The sequence below is a fragment of the Streptomyces sp. NBC_01537 genome (genome assembly GCF_045040445.1).
Taxonomy (GTDB): Bacteria; Actinomycetota; Actinomycetes; order Streptomycetales; family Streptomycetaceae; genus Actinacidiphila.
This window is the reverse complement of sequence record NZ_CP109392.1, coordinates 716,826-732,772: the sequence shown is the minus strand read 5'-3', so window position 1 is coordinate 732,772 and position 15,947 is coordinate 716,826. Positions and strand designations below refer to the sequence as shown.

The 15,947-nt window shown below is 68.8% G+C and carries 16 protein-coding genes and 1 pseudogene; 12 read left to right on the top strand and 5 right to left on the bottom strand.

The genetic code is table 11. From position 1 onward, the window contains the following. The first annotated feature begins 115 nt into the window (after positions 1-115). The 11 genes and pseudogenes from OG607_RS03675 to OG607_RS03625 all read left to right on the top strand — a co-directional run bounded on the left by OG607_RS03675 (position 116) and on the right by OG607_RS03625 (position 10,983). Positions 116-907, top strand: coding sequence for an SDR family NAD(P)-dependent oxidoreductase (locus tag OG607_RS03675; RefSeq protein WP_405718657.1), 792 nt, complete (start codon positions 116-118; stop codon positions 905-907). 318 nt (positions 908-1,225) lie between these two features. Further along, positions 1,226-2,287 (top strand): alkene reductase, encoded by a 1,062-nt coding sequence (locus tag OG607_RS03670; RefSeq protein ID WP_405718655.1) that lies wholly within the window; start codon positions 1,226-1,228, stop codon positions 2,285-2,287. A 65-nt stretch (positions 2,288-2,352) separates the two neighbouring features. Further along, positions 2,353-3,270, top strand: a complete 918-nt coding sequence (locus OG607_RS03665) for an alpha/beta hydrolase (RefSeq protein ID WP_405718652.1) — start codon at positions 2,353-2,355, stop codon at positions 3,268-3,270. A gap of 387 nt (positions 3,271-3,657) precedes the next feature. Continuing rightward, a pseudogene (locus OG607_RS03660) lies at positions 3,658-4,150 on the top strand (PaaI family thioesterase). 293 nt (positions 4,151-4,443) lie between these two features. Next, entirely contained in the window at positions 4,444-5,034 is a 591-nt protein-coding gene (locus OG607_RS03655) for a TetR/AcrR family transcriptional regulator (protein ID WP_405718649.1), read from the top strand. 870 nt (positions 5,035-5,904) lie between these two features. Beyond that, entirely contained in the window at positions 5,905-6,489 is a 585-nt protein-coding gene (locus OG607_RS03650) for a hypothetical protein (RefSeq protein ID WP_405718647.1), read from the top strand. Between the two features lie 630 nt (positions 6,490-7,119). Then, positions 7,120-7,335 carry an AMP-binding protein gene (locus OG607_RS03645; RefSeq protein WP_405736522.1) on the top strand — a complete coding sequence of 72 codons (216 nt, stop codon included), beginning with the start codon at positions 7,120-7,122 and terminating at the stop codon, positions 7,333-7,335. A gap of 225 nt (positions 7,336-7,560) precedes the next feature. Next, a complete protein-coding gene (locus OG607_RS03640; protein ID WP_405718644.1) occupies positions 7,561-8,376 on the top strand; it encodes an oxidoreductase in 816 nt (271 codons plus the stop codon). Positions 8,377-8,493: 117 nt separating this feature from the next. Continuing rightward, positions 8,494-9,576, top strand: coding sequence for an SMP-30/gluconolactonase/LRE family protein (locus OG607_RS03635; RefSeq protein ID WP_405718642.1), 1,083 nt, complete (start codon positions 8,494-8,496; stop codon positions 9,574-9,576). A gap of 50 nt (positions 9,577-9,626) precedes the next feature. Continuing rightward, positions 9,627-10,217, top strand: coding sequence for a TetR/AcrR family transcriptional regulator (locus OG607_RS03630; protein ID WP_405736520.1), 591 nt, complete (start codon positions 9,627-9,629; stop codon positions 10,215-10,217). Positions 10,218-10,581: 364 nt separating this feature from the next. Further along, entirely contained in the window at positions 10,582-10,983 is a 402-nt protein-coding gene (locus tag OG607_RS03625; protein WP_405718639.1) for a winged helix-turn-helix transcriptional regulator, read from the top strand. Positions 10,984-10,999: 16 nt separating this feature from the next. Here OG607_RS03625 and OG607_RS03620 read toward each other — a convergent pair whose 3' ends face one another. Beyond that, entirely contained in the window at positions 11,000-11,590 is a 591-nt protein-coding gene (locus OG607_RS03620) for a CGNR zinc finger domain-containing protein (protein ID WP_405718636.1), read from the bottom strand. Between the two features lie 64 nt (positions 11,591-11,654). On the opposite strand from OG607_RS03620, the gene OG607_RS03615 reads away from it, so the two are divergent. Then, positions 11,655-12,527: an alpha/beta fold hydrolase gene (locus tag OG607_RS03615; protein WP_405718633.1), complete on the top strand. Its 873-nt coding sequence runs from the start codon at positions 11,655-11,657 to the stop codon at positions 12,525-12,527. Positions 12,528-12,708: 181 nt separating this feature from the next. Here OG607_RS03615 and OG607_RS03610 read toward each other — a convergent pair whose 3' ends face one another. From OG607_RS03610 to OG607_RS03595, 4 genes are all read right to left on the bottom strand, one after another. Continuing rightward, positions 12,709-14,160 (bottom strand): DHA2 family efflux MFS transporter permease subunit, encoded by a 1,452-nt coding sequence (locus OG607_RS03610; protein WP_405718630.1) that lies wholly within the window; start codon positions 14,158-14,160, stop codon positions 12,709-12,711. Between the two features lie 65 nt (positions 14,161-14,225). Next, complete coding sequence (locus OG607_RS03605) at positions 14,226-14,924, bottom strand: SDR family oxidoreductase (protein ID WP_405718627.1); 699 nt, start codon at positions 14,922-14,924, stop codon at positions 14,226-14,228. 153 nt (positions 14,925-15,077) lie between these two features. Further along, a complete protein-coding gene (locus OG607_RS03600) occupies positions 15,078-15,209 on the bottom strand; it encodes a hypothetical protein (protein WP_405718624.1) in 132 nt (43 codons plus the stop codon). Between the two features lie 100 nt (positions 15,210-15,309). Further along, a complete protein-coding gene (locus tag OG607_RS03595; RefSeq protein ID WP_405718621.1) occupies positions 15,310-15,933 on the bottom strand; it encodes a TetR/AcrR family transcriptional regulator in 624 nt (207 codons plus the stop codon). Positions 15,934-15,947 lie beyond the last annotated feature (14 nt).

The following is a 15,947-nucleotide window of genomic DNA, read 5'->3' as shown; positions in this document are numbered from 1 at the left end:
GGCCGACGGGCATCGCGGGACCGTTGACTGGACCGCTTTAGATATCTATCGTAATCTAAATCGAACCGACGCTTTGGCCCGCTACTCACCCGCCACCAGAAATGAGATCCACCCCATGACCACGCAGAACAAGACCGCCGTCGTCACCGGCGCGTCCGCCGGCCTGGGCGCCGCTTACGCGCAGCGGCTCGCCGACCGGGGCTACGACCTGATCCTGGTGGCCCGGAACGCCGCGCGGCTGGAAACGCTGGCGTCGGACATCCGCAGCCGCACGGGCCGCGCAGTGGAGGTCGTCACCGCCGACCTCACCGATGCGGCGCAGATCGCCGTGGTGGAGGAGCGTCTGCGGACCGACGAGAGCATCGAGGTGCTGATCAACAACGCCGGCGGGTCGCTGTTCACGCCGCTGGCAGCTTCCGATGCGGCGGCCTCCGAGGCGCTGATCAACCTCAACGTGACCTCGCTGACCAGGCTGACCACCGCGGTCCTGCCGGGCCTGACGGCCCGCGGACGCGGCACCGTGGTGAACATCTCCTCTGCCCTGGCTCTCAACATCCTGCCCGTCAGCGCCGTCTACAGCGGCACCAAGAGCTATGTGCTGACGTTCACCCAGGCCCTGCAGCAGGAACTCACCGAGAGCCCGGTCACGGTGCAGGCCGTGCTGCCGGGCGCTGTCCGCACGGAGTTCTGGGACGGCTCCGGCCTCGACCTCGGGGCGTTCCCCGATGAGTGGATCATGAGCGCGGACGACGCCGTCGACGCGGCGCTCGCCGGTCTCGACGCCGGGGAGCCCGTCACCATCCCGTCCCTGCCGGAGATCAGCGACTGGGAGTCGTTCGAGAAGGCGCGTCAGACGCTCGTCCCGAACCTGTCGCAGCGGGTCCCGGCTGGTCGCTACCGCGGCTGACCGCCGCACCGACTCCGGCGCGGGAGTCCCTTTGTGACAACGGCACGGCCGCTGCTGCACACGACCGGTGCGTCCTCCGGCGTGGGGGAGGACCGACGCGCTCGTCGTCCTCCCTCCCGGACGAACAGCCGGGGCCCAGCACCGCAATGGCGGCGGTCATGTGCGCGGCAAGCCCGTCCGCACCGTCGACTGCCCCTCCACGCAGTCCGCCTTCCATGGTGGAAGGTCACCAGGCCATCCGGCCGGTCACCACCTACGCGCTACTCGCGGCAGCCCGCCACCCCACTCTCTCTCACCCCTTATTTTGAGGAATCATCCATGTTGAACGCCCTGTGGAACCCGATCGTCGCCGGGGAGATCTCCCTGCCGCACCGGCTGGCCATGGCCCCCCTGACCCGGAGCCGGTCCACGCCGAACGGCGCGCCCACCGAGCTGAATGCCGAGTACTACGCCCAGCGCGCCTCGCACGCCCTCATCATCACCGAGGGCACCCAGCCCAACGCCGACGGACAGGGCTACACGCTCACCCCCGGCATCTACACCGAGGAACACATCGCCAGCTGGCGCAAGGTCACCGACGCCGTACACAAGGCCGACGGACGCATCATCATCCAGCTCATGCACGCCGGACGGATGTCCCACCCCGACAACACCCCCCACCACCGGCAGCCGGTCGCCCCCTCCCCGGTCCAGCCGGCGGGCACCATGTTCACCGCGTCCGGCCTCCAGGAAATGCCGGAGCCCCGCGAACTGTCCACCGAAGAAGTCACCGCCACGGTCGACGACTTCCGCCGCGCCGCCGCAGCCGCCATCGAGGCCGGCGCCGACGGCGTCGAGATCCACGGCGCCAACGGCTACCTCCTGCACCAGTTCCTCGCCACCAACACCAACCAGCGCACCGACAGTTACGGCGGATCCGTCGAGAACCGCATCCGCTTCGCCGTCGAGGTCGCCACCGCCGTGGCCGACGAGATCGGCGCCAGCCGCACCGGCATCCGGATCTCCCCCGGCAACCCCTTCAACGACATCGCCGAGAGCGACACCCAAGAGCTGTACCCCGCCCTCGTACGTGCTCTCGCCCCGCTCAACCTCGCCTACCTGCACATCGCCCACGGCGGCGACGACGAACTCCTGCACACCCTCCGCAAGCTGTGGCCGACCAGGCTGGTCCTCAACCGGGCCGGCACCGACCTCGCCACCCGCGCCAAGGACATCGAAGACGGCATCGCCGACATCGTCACCGTCGGCACGATGGCCCTCGCCAACCCCGACCTGGTCGAGCGCGTACGCACCGGCGCGCCCCTCAACACCCCCGACCCCGCCACCTTCTACGGCGGCGGCGAGGCCGGCTACACCGACTACCCCACCCACGCCGCCTGACGAACCCCCGGCGATACCGGTCCTTGCGGGCCGGTATGCCCGAATGGCCCCCATGGAGGTACCACGTGTCTGAGCACGCTGCTGTTGAACTGAGCCCGGAAGCGATCGCATTCGCGGACTTTATGGCCGGACTGGTGGTTCCCGAGTCCGAGTTGGATGCGACGCGCACCCGGGTAGAGAGCGTCCACCTCACGGCCCGGGAGCCGGAAGGCGTCACCTATCGGGAGGTGGACGCGGGTGGCGTTCTGGGAATCTGGTGCGAACCGGTCGACGCCAACACCGACTACGTCCTCCTGCACGGTCACGCCGGGGGCTCCGTCCTGTCGTCGGCATTCGTCGACCGAAAGCTCGCCGGCCATATCGCCAAGGCCGCAGGGGCCCCCGTACTGGTCCTGGACTTCCGGCGAGCACCGGAACACAAGTACCCGGCTCAGGTGGACGACGCGGAGGCGGCCTTCAACTGGCTGCTGTCCGCAGGGTATGAGCCGGGAAACATCATCACGATCGGCCACTCGATCGGCGGATTCATCGCGGTCGCCCTGGCGCTTCGCCTCCGCGACAAGAAGCAGCCGCTGCCCGGCGCCATCGTGTCGATCTCCCCCTGGTGCGACCTCGAGATCGCCAACGAGACCATCGCGACCAACGCCGGGACGGACAAGATTCTCAGCAAGGAACTGCTGGAGTTCTTCCGGGAGTCCTGGATCGGCGGCACGGGCATCGGGTTCACGGACACCAGGATCAATCTGAACCGGGCGGACCTGAGCGGTCTGCCCCCGACCCTCGTCTCTTGGGGAACGTACGAGGTCCTGGCCGGCGAGGACGAGGAGTTCGCCGCCCGCGTCAAGGACGCCGGAATCGACACGGCGACCGTGGTGGTCCCCGGAGGCCAGCACTCCTACGTCTACGGTGCCGGCCGGATTCCGGAGACCGACGCCGCCATCGCACAGATCGGCGCCTGGGTCCGCGAGAAGACGAAGATCTGACCTAGCGGTACGGGCGCGGCAGTTGCACGATCCGCGCGCCTGCCGGATCGGGACGGTGGACGGACGCCGACATGGCCTGCGGCGGCGCTCAGGTCCGCGACGCCGGCGCCCTCGTCCCGGTCCGGCAGGCGAGGGTCGGGACGGCCGAACCGCGTCCTGAAGGAAATCGCCCGTAGACCCGGCCCGGACAAAGTGCCCTCAGCCTGGACCGACAGAACCCTCAAGGCTCATCGTCCGAGGACAGGAGCAAAGCCGCCAGGCGGGATGCCGAGACCCGCCCAACCTGACGCCCTACTGTCGCCGAATGCGGCGCCGGCAGCTGACCGCAGCCGAGCTGTCGCCCAACCAAAGACTGTACGACGGTGTCGGTGGCGACCGGCGCGTCAGGTGACGGGCTCTCCCACAAGCACGTCGCGCGCGAGGGTTTCGTATCACTGGGACGATCCCGCGATCTCGGCGGAGGCCGCCGGGCGCATGGCCGGTTTCGACTTCCTCCGCGAGGTGTGTGCGGGACGGCTGCCGAGGGCGTCGATCAGCCACACCGTCGACTTCGCCCTGGACGAGGTGGAGCCCGGCAGGGCGGTCTTCTCGCTGACGCCGGGGGGAGGGGGGAGAAGCACTGCAACCCGATCGGCAGCGTGCACGGCGGCATCTTCGCCACCCTGCTCGACTCGGCGGCGGGCTGCGCCGTCCAGTCCACGCTCCCGCAGGGCATGGCGTACACCTCGCTCGACCTGACGGTGAAGTTCCTGCGACGGGTCACCACAAGGGCCGCCAAACCGCCCTGGCCCAGGCCCAGTTGGTCGACGCGAAGGGCCGACTGCTCGCTCACGCCACCAGCAGCTGCATGCTCTTCCCGGTGCCCGCCCCTCAGGTGTGACTCTGCAGGCAGGGATGAGTGCCGGCGCGCCTGTGGATGGTCGGCGAGGCCGTCATGATGACGGCCGTCACCATGAGCCTCGCCGACGAGGGCGAGCTCAGGCACTGGGTCCGTGCCCGCCCTCTCTGATGTGAATCCCACGCTCGCCCGCCGTCTTTGCCGCAGAGGGCAACTGGCGACGAGGCGGTTGACCGCCCGGGCTGTCGACTCTTTAGATTACGTTCACACTACCATAGACTGTCGATGTCGGTGAAGGGCAACCGGTCCTTCCGGCCGGCGAAGGAGTGTGTGCTGTGGTGCGGTACGGAAAAGAGCACAAGTCGGAGACGAGGCGGCGGATCATCGAGGTGGCGGGCCGCCGGTTCAAGCAAGACGGTATCGACGGCTCCGGGGTCTCGACGCTCATGAAGGACGCGGGGCTGACCAATGGGGCCTTCTATGCGCACTTCGAATCCAAAGATGACCTCGTCACCACGGCAATCGCCGACCAATTGACGGCACAGGCCGAGAGCGTCGTCGCGCGGGCTGCGCCTGGCCGTGCCGGACTCGAGCAGATTGTGCGGGGGTACCTGTCGCCTCAGCACCGCGACAGCCTTGGCGACGGCTGCCCCAACGCTGCTCTGCTCGACGAGATCGGGCGCTGCACCGACGCGACCAGGCAGGCGTACACCGACGGCGTGCTGGTCCTCATCGACGGCATTGCAGCCCGCATGGCGCCCGACGCCCCGTCCTCCGCACGTGTGAAGGCGCTCAGCCTCCTCGGCCTGATGGCCGGGACGCTGCAGCTTTCCCGCGCCTTGACCGACAGTCAACTCGCAAATGAGCTCCTCGATCAGGGGATCGACAACGCCCTCGCCCTGCTGGACGCCGGACAGCGCGTCTGACGCGGCACATCCCTTGCCCCAGGCCGTGGCTCTCGGGGGAACAGACCGACGTCGACAGGCTCTCTCCGGCTGGGACTCGGCCGACGCCACCGGGGGCACCTCCTGCGCCGCCGAAGCTGCTGGAAGACCCGGATGCGCTTCTTCGCCGGACCCAAGCTCTTGATCATCGACGAACTCGGCTGCCGCCCGCTGCCGAGGACGGCGCCTCCGTCCTCTTCCAAGTGATCAGCCAGTGGTACGTGAACTCTCTGCGATCCTGCCCCAACGTCGGGATCGCCCACTGCGTCGGCCCTTTCGGGATGCCGCCGTCGCCGCGGCGATGCTCGACCGGCTCCTGCGGGGGCCGAACTCGTCGGCATTGACGGCCCCTCCTGCCGGCTACGGGTCAGCTGACCCGGCCAAGTCATGCCTCGTCCGGCCCTTCATGCGACGTGCCGTCCAGATGAGGGAGCATTCGTGGGCGGCGTGAGATGGGTGAAGGCGTCCGCCTGCTCATGCCGCCGTGGCCAGATGGGGCGAAGAGAGTTGGGTGAGGGCGTGACGCGGGCGGCTGCGTGCAGCGGTCGGTAGCGGAGTCTCCCCGGCTCGGCGGCAGCCCTGTTCCCGTGCTGCTGCAGGTTGCGGGTGGAGGGGCATCGGTGGAGAAGCGGCGGGAAGGGGTGATGCCCGGGCCGGTGGCCTCGCAGCAGCGGAGCGGTCGTCGCACCTTGCGCGTGCGCCGTGGTGAACCTGCTCCCCCGCCACTCATGTGAGTACGGTCATAATCCCAAATCTCATCCGACCCTTGTCCACGGGTTGACTCCCTGCTTATTGTCATACGGTCGTAATGTAAAAGAGTGTGCAGCAGCTCTCAGTCGAAAGGGACTTCCCATGAAGTCGCTGGTCTTGCCGAAGGCGACGCCGGGGGCGGCGGATGAGGCGCGGGGTGTGGAAAGGGCGGACACCGATACGGCCGCGGCGCGACGGAACCAGGGCGCCCCCGGTCCACTCGCCTCCTTCGCCCGGTTCGTCCTGTTCGGCGGCGGTGTCGGGGTCGCGTCCAGCACTGCCGTGGCCGGGCTCGCCGGACTGATGCCCTGGGCTGTGGCGAATGCTCTGATCACCGTCGCCTCGACTCTTCTCAGTACGGAGCTCCACGCACGCTTCACCTTCGGGGCAGGGCATGCCGGATGGCGCGAGCACTGGCAGTCCGCGGGGTCTGCCGCGGCCGCCTACGTGGTGACCTCCACCGCGGTGCTCTTCCTGCACGTCGTGCAGCCGTTGGCCGGAGTGCTCTACGAGCAGGTCGTCTACCTCACCGCCGCCGGGCTCGCCGGTATCGGGCGTTTCCTGGTGCTGCGTGTGTTCGTCTTCGCCGGTGGCCGGACCCGGACCGCGGTGCGGGCCATGAGTCCGGCGCCGGCACGGGAAACGGGCGCCCAGATGTCCCTGGTCTTCCCGCTACCGGCGCTGTGAGCAAACCGCCCGACGGTGTCTCCCTCTGCGGGCTGGGATTACTGGCCGGCACATTGGTGAACAGTGGGTCGGCGATTGTCCTCGACGATGCGGGCGCACGAGGCGCGCTGGGCGTGGCGCGAAGCTCAGATGGCTGCTGGGGCGTGGGCCGGAGTATCCGCTGGGGCAGGTCGGCAGCCGGGTCACCGGTCTTGCACCGGCTGGGCACCAGGTACGCCAGCACCGCCGCCACGGCGAGCGCACCGGCACCGAACCAGAGCGCCGGGATCAGTCCGTCCACGAACCGGAAAGCGGACTCGTAGCCGCCCTGGCCGAGAAGATGGCCGCCAGGGACGCGAATGAGGCCGACCAAAAGTGAAGGCAGACCGACATGCAGATCGCGGAGAGGGTTTTCGTCCTCACGGCGGCGGCAACGGGATCGGGCGGGAAGTGGTGCTCGGACTCGTCTCCCGCGGTGAGCGCGTAGCCGCCGTCGACCTCAGTGAGAGCCGGTTCGGGAACGCCGCCGACAATCCGATGCGTGAGCGCCGGTATCCGACTGCCCCACCCGCACCGCCCGACGAAGAACCCCGGCACCCGAGGGGTCACCTCCTTGACTGCCCGGATGCGGACCGGTAGGACCTCGCGAAGATCACAGTCAACCTGCGGGTTGCGGTAGCGGGCGGGTCGTCACTGCCCGTCGAGGTGCTCACCGAGTTCGAGAAACGCTTCGACGTCCCGATCCTGGAGGGTTTCGGCATGTCGGAGACCAGTGGGGTGGCCACCTTCAACCACCGGGACCGTCCCCACAAACAGGGCTCGGCCGGCGTGCCGCTCTGGGGTGTCCAAGTCCGCAGTGGTGCGTGAGGACGGCACCGAGGCCGCCGTCGACGAGTGCGGCGGGTGATGCGAGGACCGGCCGTCTCGGTCAAGTGCTCGTCGTCCGCTCGTGGTCTTTCCCGTACCGCACCCCACGTTTCCCGGATCTTTACTCGGATCGCCGGACCTGACCCCTTGCCATCGACCGACAACCACCATATGGTCGTACGAACGTAAGGCATACGGATGTAATTCAATCCAAGGGAGTTCGTGATGGTGACAACTCGGCCGGTGGCGCTTGTTACAGGGGCCTCATCGGGGATCGGCAAGGAGACGGCCCGAGCCTTCGTCGCGGCGGGTTTCGAGGTGATCGGAACCGGCCGCAAGACCTCCGGACTCACCCCGCCCGCCGGTGTGACGTACCTCGATCTCGACGTGGCCAGTGACGACTCGGCCACCGCCGCGGTCGCAGAGGTGATCGAGCGGTTCGGACGCATCGACGTCCTGGTCAACAACGCGGGTATCGGCTCGGCGGGCGCCGTCGAGGAGAACTCGGTCGCCCAGGCCCAGAGCGTCCTGAACATCAACGTCCTCGGTGTCATCCGTATGACGAAGGCCGTCCTGCCGCACATGCGCGCCCAGGGTGGCGGACGCGTCATCAACATCTCGTCCGTCCTCGGGGTCGCCCCCCAGCCCTTCATGGCCCTCTACGTTGCCTCGAAGCACGCCATCGAGGGCTACTCCGAGTCGCTGGACCACGAGGTCCGCGAGCACGGCGTCCGGGTCCTCCTCGTCCAGCCCGCCTACACCAAGACCAGCTTCGACACCAACGCCGCTCAGCCCGACACCCCGCTGCCTCTGTACGCGGAGCGACGGCGCGTCTTCGACGAGGTGATCGCGGATGCGATGAAGGACGGCGACGACCCCGCCGTCGTCGCCAAGGTGATCGTCACCGCGGCCACCGACAAGAAGCCGAAGCTGCGCTACGCCGCCGGCCCGCTGGCCTCACGCGTCACCACGGCGCGTCGCCTCGTCCCCGCCGGAGCGTTCGACAAGCAGATCCGCAAGAACAACCGCCTGCCCACCTGACATCCCGGTCCGGCTTCAAGGGCGCCGATTCCGCCCGAATGTCTCCGACGTACCCGAGATCTCTGATGTCTCCGAAAGTCCATTGATCAGTCACTCGTTGATTTGCCGAGGAGAGTCATGCAGCAGCAACGTCAGCAAACGGCCCGGCGCAGTGCATGGGGCGCACGGCGTTTTCTGAAGAGGAACGTCGGCATCGCGCTGGTGGTCACCGCGGCGGCGGCCGTCCTGGTCTCGGCGCCGTCCGCGTCCGCAGGGACGGGACACTCGTATCGCGGATCCGTTGTCACCGACGTAACGACCGCGGCGACGTTCGACTTCGCCGCCGGCGAGATCCCCGAGAACATCACCGTCAACCCCGACGGCTCAGTGACCCTGTCCCTGCTCGGCAGTTGCGCGGTGTGCGAGCGCACCCATGGGCCGGAGCTGATGCGTATCTCCGCGTCCGGACAGCGCACGGTGCTGGTCACCGGGCAGGTGGGTGAGGCGATCAGCGGCAACACCCGTGGCGATGATGGCACCGTCTACTACAGCGTGTGGGCCCCGGGCAACGCGGCCAGGAACGGCGTGTACACGCTGCGTGCGGACGGTACCGCTCAGCGCATCGCCGCGCTGCCCGCCGACGCGGGCCCCAACGGGCTGGCCATCGATGCGGCCGGACACACCCTCTACATCGCGGACAGCCTCAAGGGCATCATCTGGTCCGTCCCGGTCTCGGGCGGACCGGCGACCCCGTGGCTGACCGACGCCGCTCTCGCACCGGTGCCCACCGAAGCCCTGCCGATCGGCGCCAACGGGCTCAGGTTCCACAACGGCGCTCTGTGGGTCAGCAACTTCAACAAGGGAACACTGCTGCGGGTACCGGTCACCGGCACCGGCGCGGCCGGCCCCATCCGCCTGGTCGCGGGCGGCCTGCCCAACATCGACGACCTCAGCTTCCTGACCCCCCGCTCCGATGTGGTGTTCGCGGCGCAGAACGGCTCCTCCTCGAACAACGGCCCGGACAGGGTCGTGGTGATCTACCCGAACGGCACCTACAAGGCTGTCCTGACCAGCGCGGACGGTCTCGCCTCGCCCTCCGCGACCGCGGTCCGCGGCAACCGGCTGTACATCACCGACGGCGGGGTCCCCGAGCCCCACGACCCGAAACTGCAGACCGCCAGGATCAACTTCCCTGCTCTCCTTGCAGGCGCGGCACACTGACCTGACCAGCGGCAGCCGGGGCGCAAGCCCCGGCTGCGATGGAGGAACGCATAGTGCGGTACACGAAAGAACACAAGCAGGAGACAAGGCAGCGGATCATCGCGACGGCCGGCCGCCGGCTCAAGCGCAACGGCATCGACGGCTCCGGAGTCGCGACGCTCATGAAGGACGCGGGCCTGACCAACGGCACCTTCTACGCCTACTTCACATCCAAGGACGAACTCGTCGCCACCGCCGTCGCGGACCAGATGCGCGCACAGCACGCGAACATCGTCGCGCAGGCAGCACCCGGCCGTGCCGGACTCGAGCAGATGATTCGCTGGTACTTCTCCCCCGAGCAGCGCGACAACATCGAGGACGGCTGCCCCAACGCCGCCCTGCTCGACGAGATCGGACGCGCCACGGATCCCACCAGGCAGGCGTACACCGACGGCGCACTGGTCCTCATCGACGGCTTCGCCGCCCGCCTGGCACCCCACGACCCGCCCTCCGCGCGTCTGAAGGCACTTGGCCTCCTCGGCATGATGGCCGGGACTCTGCAGCTCTCCCGCGCCCTGACCGACCGGCAACTCGCCGACCAACTCCTCGAACAGGGCATCCACAACGCCCTCGCACTGCTGGATGCCGAGCAGCACAACTGATCGCTTCAGTCGGTGACCTGTTTTTTACGTCGGGGATGTCAAAACCGGTGATCCCGGCTCGCTACGCCCGGCCTGACTATCCGCCGACGGAAGAGCGAGGCCTGGCCGGCTCCGCCCTTCCGTCGGCGGCTCTCCGCCAAGGTTCCGGCGCGGGGGCCGTTCGCCTTGCCGGTGATACCGCCACCGCCACAACGCCCGTTTCTGAACCGGTGGGAAGGGCCGGGGGTGCGCAACGGGTAAGTTCCGTGGGCGGGATGACTGCGGAGCATCTTCAGCCGGCCAGGTGCCGGTTCGGCGCCAGGGGTCAGGGACCACCGGGGCGAAGTCCCAGATACAACCTGAAACGGCTTGTCCACAAGAAGGCATGTGGCAATACGCCGCTCGCGCTGCGGATGACAGGTGGTCCCGGTTCGGTGACTTCGAACGTGTCCTGGACTGTCCTCGTAACCTTCTGGCGACGCGGCTACGGATGCTGGTGGAGGAAGGGATCCTGGCGACCGAGACGTACAAGGTGCCCGGTTCGCGGAGTCGGCCGAAGTATGCGATCACCCCCAAGGGTATGGATCTGGTACCGACCGTGATGTGGCTGCTGCAGTGGGGTGACCGTTACCGCGCCGACCCCGAGGGCCGGCCGTACTGGCGCGACACCCGCGAGTGCGGCGCGCGCGTCGACGCCCAGATCCGCTGCGAACGGGGCCACGCCGTGCAGGCGGAAGACATCGAGAGCGTCCCCGGCCCGGCCTTTGGTATGAGGTCGCCCGAGTGAGCTGAAGACTCCTCCGTCAGCCGTTCTGCCGTGTACGCGCCTGATGGAGGCGGACCTTGGTGCGGTTTCCGCAGCGGGACATGGAGCACCAACGGCGGTTGCGGGCGGGGGAGCGGTCCAGGAAGCGCAGTGCGCAGCGGTCCGCTCCGCAGACGCGTACGCGCCGGATCTCGGCGGAAAGAAGCAGGTCGACGGCGTCCTGGGCGATGAGCGCCAGCGCGAGTGTGGGGTCGGCGGCGAGGGTCGTGGTGCCGACGGGTTCCAGGCGGTCGTGGGTGATGACGAGTTGCAGGGCGGGTCTGGGGGCCGCCGCTGCCGATCGGTTGAGCAGCGTCACGTCGCCGGATGTGGGCAGTCGGCCGTCGGCGACCGCCAGTACGGCCCGGTCGACGGTCTCGCGCAGCCGTCGGGCGGACCTGAGAACGGCTGGCGTGGTGGGACCGGTGGTCCCCGGTGCGAGCAGAAGGGCTTCCTGGAGCCAGCCCGTCAGGTCGTCCGGTCCCCGGAGTGTCTCCTCCGGAGTGGTTCTCCACCGGCTTCGGAGGGTGTTGGCGAAGTCCAGGCAGACCCGCCCGCCATCCCAGATCCACATGTCGTCCGTTGCCACGTCTCCATTCTGCCCGCTACCTTAACCGTCTAAGACGGTTAGCTCGTGTCAGGGAGGCGCATCCATGGGACAGCCGACAGCGATGACCGGAGTGACGCAGGTGGACGGGGTCGGTCTGCACTACGTCCGAGCCGGGTCCGGACCTCTGCTGGTCCTGCTCCACGGCTGGCCGCAGACCTCCGACTGCTGGCGGCCGGTACTGGCGGATCTCGGCGCTGACTACACCGTTGTGGCGCCGGACCTGCGCGGATACGGCCTGAGCGACAAGCCCACCACTGGTTACGACAAGCGGCGTATGGCCGCCGACATGGCAGGCCTCGTCGAGGCGCTCGGCTTCGAGCGGGCCCTGGTCGTGGGCCACGACCGCGGCGCTCGCGTGGGGCACCGCTGGGCGCTGGACCGCCCGGATCAGGTGGAGCGGCTGGCCGTGCTCGACATCATTCCCACCCGGGAGATGTTCCGCCGCCTGGACGCGTCCCTCGCCTCCGGGTACTGGCACTGGCTGTTCCACATGCAGCCCGATCTGCCCGAGCGCCTCGTGGGACGCGACATCCGCGGGTACCTCGAGTACTTCTTCGAGCGGTGGACCTACAACCGCCACGGCCTCACAGTCGACGCAGTCGACGGCTACGTCCGTGCGTTCTCCCGCCCGGGTGCGCTGCGTGCGAGCCTCGACGACTACCGCGCCATGGAGGAGGACACCGCGCTCGACGACATCGCCGCCGCCGAAGGCCGCCGCCTCACCATGCCGCTGCTGGCGCTGTGGGGTTCCGTGGGGCTGCCTGCCCGCCTGCCGACACTGGAGATCTGGCGTGACTACGCGGACGACGTAACCGGTGCCGAGATCCCGGAGTGCGGCCACTTCATCCCGGAGGAGCAACCGGAGGCGCTGTTGGCGCATCTGAGGCCTTTCCTGGCCGGCGAGACGAGCCGGTGAACCACCCCACGGTGACGGAAGCGGTGCCCGTCAGCCGGTCGAGCGCCGGCCCGAGGGGCGCGCTGTCCGAGGGGCCCTCGACCCCGGTGTGATGACCCCGCACGGCGAACTAGCCTGGAAGGCAGGTCAGGCTGAGGGGCGGCCCCGCCGTAACCGGCAGGGCCGCCCCTCGGTCCGGGCTTCAGGCCGCGACTGGGGTGCCGGCCAGAGCATCTCCGGCGGCAAGGCTGGCAGTCGGGCCGTCCGCCTTGCGCTGCCGGGGCATCAGCAACGCCACAGCCGCTGCCAGGGCGACCGCCCCGGCCCCGACCCAGAGCGCCGGGACCAGCCCGTCCACGAACTGTGACGCGGATCCGTAGCCGCCCTGGGCGGAGAAGACCGCTGCCAGCGTTGCGACGCCGATGGCGCCGCCGACCTCGCGGATGGCGTTGTTGGCGCCGGAGGCGATGCCCTGCTCGTCGGGGCGGACGGTGCTCATGACCAGGTTGGCGCTGGGAGCGAAGAACATGCCCAGGCCGATGCCGCAGACGATCAGCGCGGGCAGCAGGTGGGTGTAGGCGACGTGCGGCTCGACGGTGAGTGCCCAGAGCCCGAGGCCGACGGCGTTCAGGGCCATGCCCGCCGTGACGACGGGAGCGCCGCCGATGCGGTCGGAAAGCGCCCCTGCCAGTGGTCCGGCGATCATGGGCATGGCGGTCCAGGGCAGCATCCGTACGCCGGCTTGCATCGGTGAGTAGCCGCCGACGGTCTGCAGGTACTGGCTGAGCAGGAAGATCGACCCGAACATGCCCAGCAACATCAGGAGGCTGGCGGCGTTGATGGCGCTGAAGGAGCGGTGGCGGAAGAGCCGCATCGGCAGCATCGGGTGCTTGGCGCGCAGTTCGTAGAGGACGAAGCCGACGAGCAGGGCGGTACCGGCGATGAAGCCGCCCAGCACCGTGGTGCTGGTCCAGCCGTCGGTGTTGCCGCGCACCAGGGCGTAGACGATGCCGAACAGACCGCCGCTGGCCAGGACTGTTCCGACGAGGTCCAGGCTCGGGTTCGGGCCGTGGCTCTCGTTCAGCCGCAGCAGGGCGAGAGGGATCAGCGCCAGGCCGAGGGGGACGTTCACCCAGAAGATCCACTGCCAGGAGAAGTGTTCGGTGAGCGTGCCGCCGATGAGCGGTCCGGTGGCGACGGCGATGCCGCTGGCCGCGCCCCAGACACCCAGGGCCGCGCCGCGCCGTTCGGCGGGAACGGCGGCCGACAGCAGGGTGAGCGTCAGCGGCGTCACGATCGCGGCCCCGACTCCCTGTGCGGCACGGGCGGCGATCAGTTCGCTCATGCCGGGTGCGAGTGCGGCGGCGGCCGAGGCTGTGGTGAAGATCCCGAGCCCGGTGGCGAACAGTTTTCGGCGGCCGAAGCGGTCGCCGAGGGAAGCGCCGAACATGAGCAGGACCGCGAAGGTGAGGGTGTAGGCGCTCACCGTCCATTCGAGGTCTTCCAGGCCGCCGCCGAGGTCCTCGCGGATCGAGGGCAGGGCGGTGGTGACGATCAGGTTGTCGAGCGCGGTGATGAATCCGGCCATGCTGGTGATGACCACGGCCCAGACGGCGCTGCCGCCCCGAGCCGTTCGCTTGCTGTGCTCTTTCATGGCGTTCCCTTGGCAGACGTGCGTGGTGATTGATCAGTGGATGCGGATTCCCGGGCGGCCGAACCTCAGGGGAGCTGCGGGTAGAGCACGGAGACGCCTCCGGCCAGGGCGGCCTGCGCCTGGCGGGCGGCGTTGTCGGCGAGGATCTCGTAGGCGTCGGCGGCGATGCCGTCGATGGCGATCCGGGCGATGTCGGCGGGGTCGGACTTGGCCGCGTCGACGGTCCGGACCATGTCGGTGTCCATGTAGCCGACGTGCAGTCCGCCGACCCGGATGCCCTGGTCGGCGAGTTGCAGGCGCAGGGCGTTGGTGAGCGACCACTCGGCGGACTTGGCGGCGCAGTAGGCGCCGAATTCCGGGAAGCTGACCCAGGACAGGCCGGAGAGGATGTTCAGGATCGTCCCGCCGCCGTTGGCCGCGATCTGGGGTGCGAAGGCGCGGACCACGGAGAGGGTGCCGAAGTAGTGGGTGTCCATCTCCAGGCGGATGTCGTCCAGGTCGGCGGCCAGCAGGTCGGCGCCGGTGGAGGATCCGGCGTTGTTGACCAGAATGGTCACGTCGCCGGTGGCCTCGGCGGCGGCCGCGACGGAGGCGGGGTCGGTGATGTCGAGCGCGATCGGCTTGGCGCCGGGCAGGTCGACCTGGTCGGGGTTGCGGGCGCCGGCGTAGACGGTGGCGCCGCGGCTGAGCAGTTCGGCGGCGAGGGCGCGGCCGAAGCCCCGGTTGGCTCCGGTGACGAGGGCGGTGCTGGTGGAGAGGTCCATGGAGAGTTCCCTGTTGCAGTGGGTTATTGGATGATGATCGTAATACTAAGAGGGTTGGGTCAGTGATCGCAAGAGAGGGAGCCAGGAGGGGGAGAGACGGAGGGGCCTGCCGTGCGCACGGCAGGCCCCTCGTGCAGTCCGCTGAAGGCGGACTCAGAGCTTGACGATCATCTCTCCGACGTTCATCGCGAGCAGCGGCCGGATCTGCGCCATGTTGGCCACCAGGTTCTGATGGTTGAGCAGGACGCCCTCGGGGTTGCTGGTGGTTCCGGAGTGGTAGGGCAACCAACACTGCCAGGTGCGTGGCGGGATGGAAGTCGACCTGTGTTGCCGGGACGTTGTGCGCGAGCAGGTCGTCGGCGTCCGGCGTTTTGTCAGTCGCACGTCAGTGAGGGGTGCCGTCGGCCGTCAGGCCGGAAAGCAAAAGCGTGAGTGCGCGACCCGTCCTGGTCAGTGCGTCTTCCGGGTCCGCGGCGGTCGCGATGATGTGGTTGCCCTCGCACAAGCCGGCCAGCAGCAGCCGGGCGGTGGTGGCGACGGGCACGTCCGGCTTCAGGTCGCCGCGTCCGGCCATGACGGTGAGCAGCCGTTCGATCGGCGGCTGGGCGACCGTCTCGTTGATGTGCCGGTACTGATCGCCCAGGACCGAAGGCGCCTGGGCCATCAGTTCGCGGTGCAGCGGGTCGTCGATGGTCCGCCGCAGGAAGGCGAGCGCGAGGGCGCGGACCTCGTCCATGGCGGGGTCGTCCGGTGTGCCGCCGACCGCCTCCGCCGTCGCGTCCCCCAGGGCTGCGACCTGCTGGATCAGCTCTGTGTAGAGCTCGGCGAACATCGCCTTCTTGTCCGGGAAGTGGTGGTAGAAGGTGCCCTTGCTCACCATCGCCGCCCCGGTGATGGCCTCGACCGACGTGTCGGCGAATCCGTTCTCCATGAACAGCTTGCGGGCGGCCGTCGTCAGATCCGCCCGGGTCTGCTCCGCGTACATCTGCCGTCGGTTTGGCCTACTCATGTCCACCATCGTAT

Bases quoted from the DNA above. Each gene is read 5' to 3' on its own strand.
- OG607_RS03675 (WP_405718657.1), top strand. From the start codon at position 116: ATGACCACGCAGAACAAGACCGCCGTCGTCACCGGCGCGTCCGCCGGC.
- OG607_RS03670 (WP_405718655.1), top strand. From the start codon at position 1,226: ATGTTGAACGCCCTGTGGAACCCGATCGTCGCCGGGGAGATCTCCCTG.
- OG607_RS03650 (WP_405718647.1), top strand. From the start codon at position 5,905: ATGAAGTCGCTGGTCTTGCCGAAGGCGACGCCGGGGGCGGCGGATGAG.
- OG607_RS03640 (WP_405718644.1), top strand. From the start codon at position 7,561: ATGGTGACAACTCGGCCGGTGGCGCTTGTTACAGGGGCCTCATCGGGG.
- OG607_RS03635 (WP_405718642.1), top strand. From the start codon at position 8,494: ATGCAGCAGCAACGTCAGCAAACGGCCCGGCGCAGTGCATGGGGCGCA.
- OG607_RS03625 (WP_405718639.1), top strand. From the start codon at position 10,582: ATGTGGCAATACGCCGCTCGCGCTGCGGATGACAGGTGGTCCCGGTTC.
- OG607_RS03615 (WP_405718633.1), top strand. From the start codon at position 11,655: ATGGGACAGCCGACAGCGATGACCGGAGTGACGCAGGTGGACGGGGTC.
- OG607_RS03610 (WP_405718630.1), bottom strand. From the start codon at position 14,160: ATGAAAGAGCACAGCAAGCGAACGGCTCGGGGCGGCAGCGCCGTCTGG.
- OG607_RS03605 (WP_405718627.1), bottom strand. From the start codon at position 14,924: ATGGACCTCTCCACCAGCACCGCCCTCGTCACCGGAGCCAACCGGGGC.
- OG607_RS03595 (WP_405718621.1), bottom strand. From the start codon at position 15,933: ATGAGTAGGCCAAACCGACGGCAGATGTACGCGGAGCAGACCCGGGCG.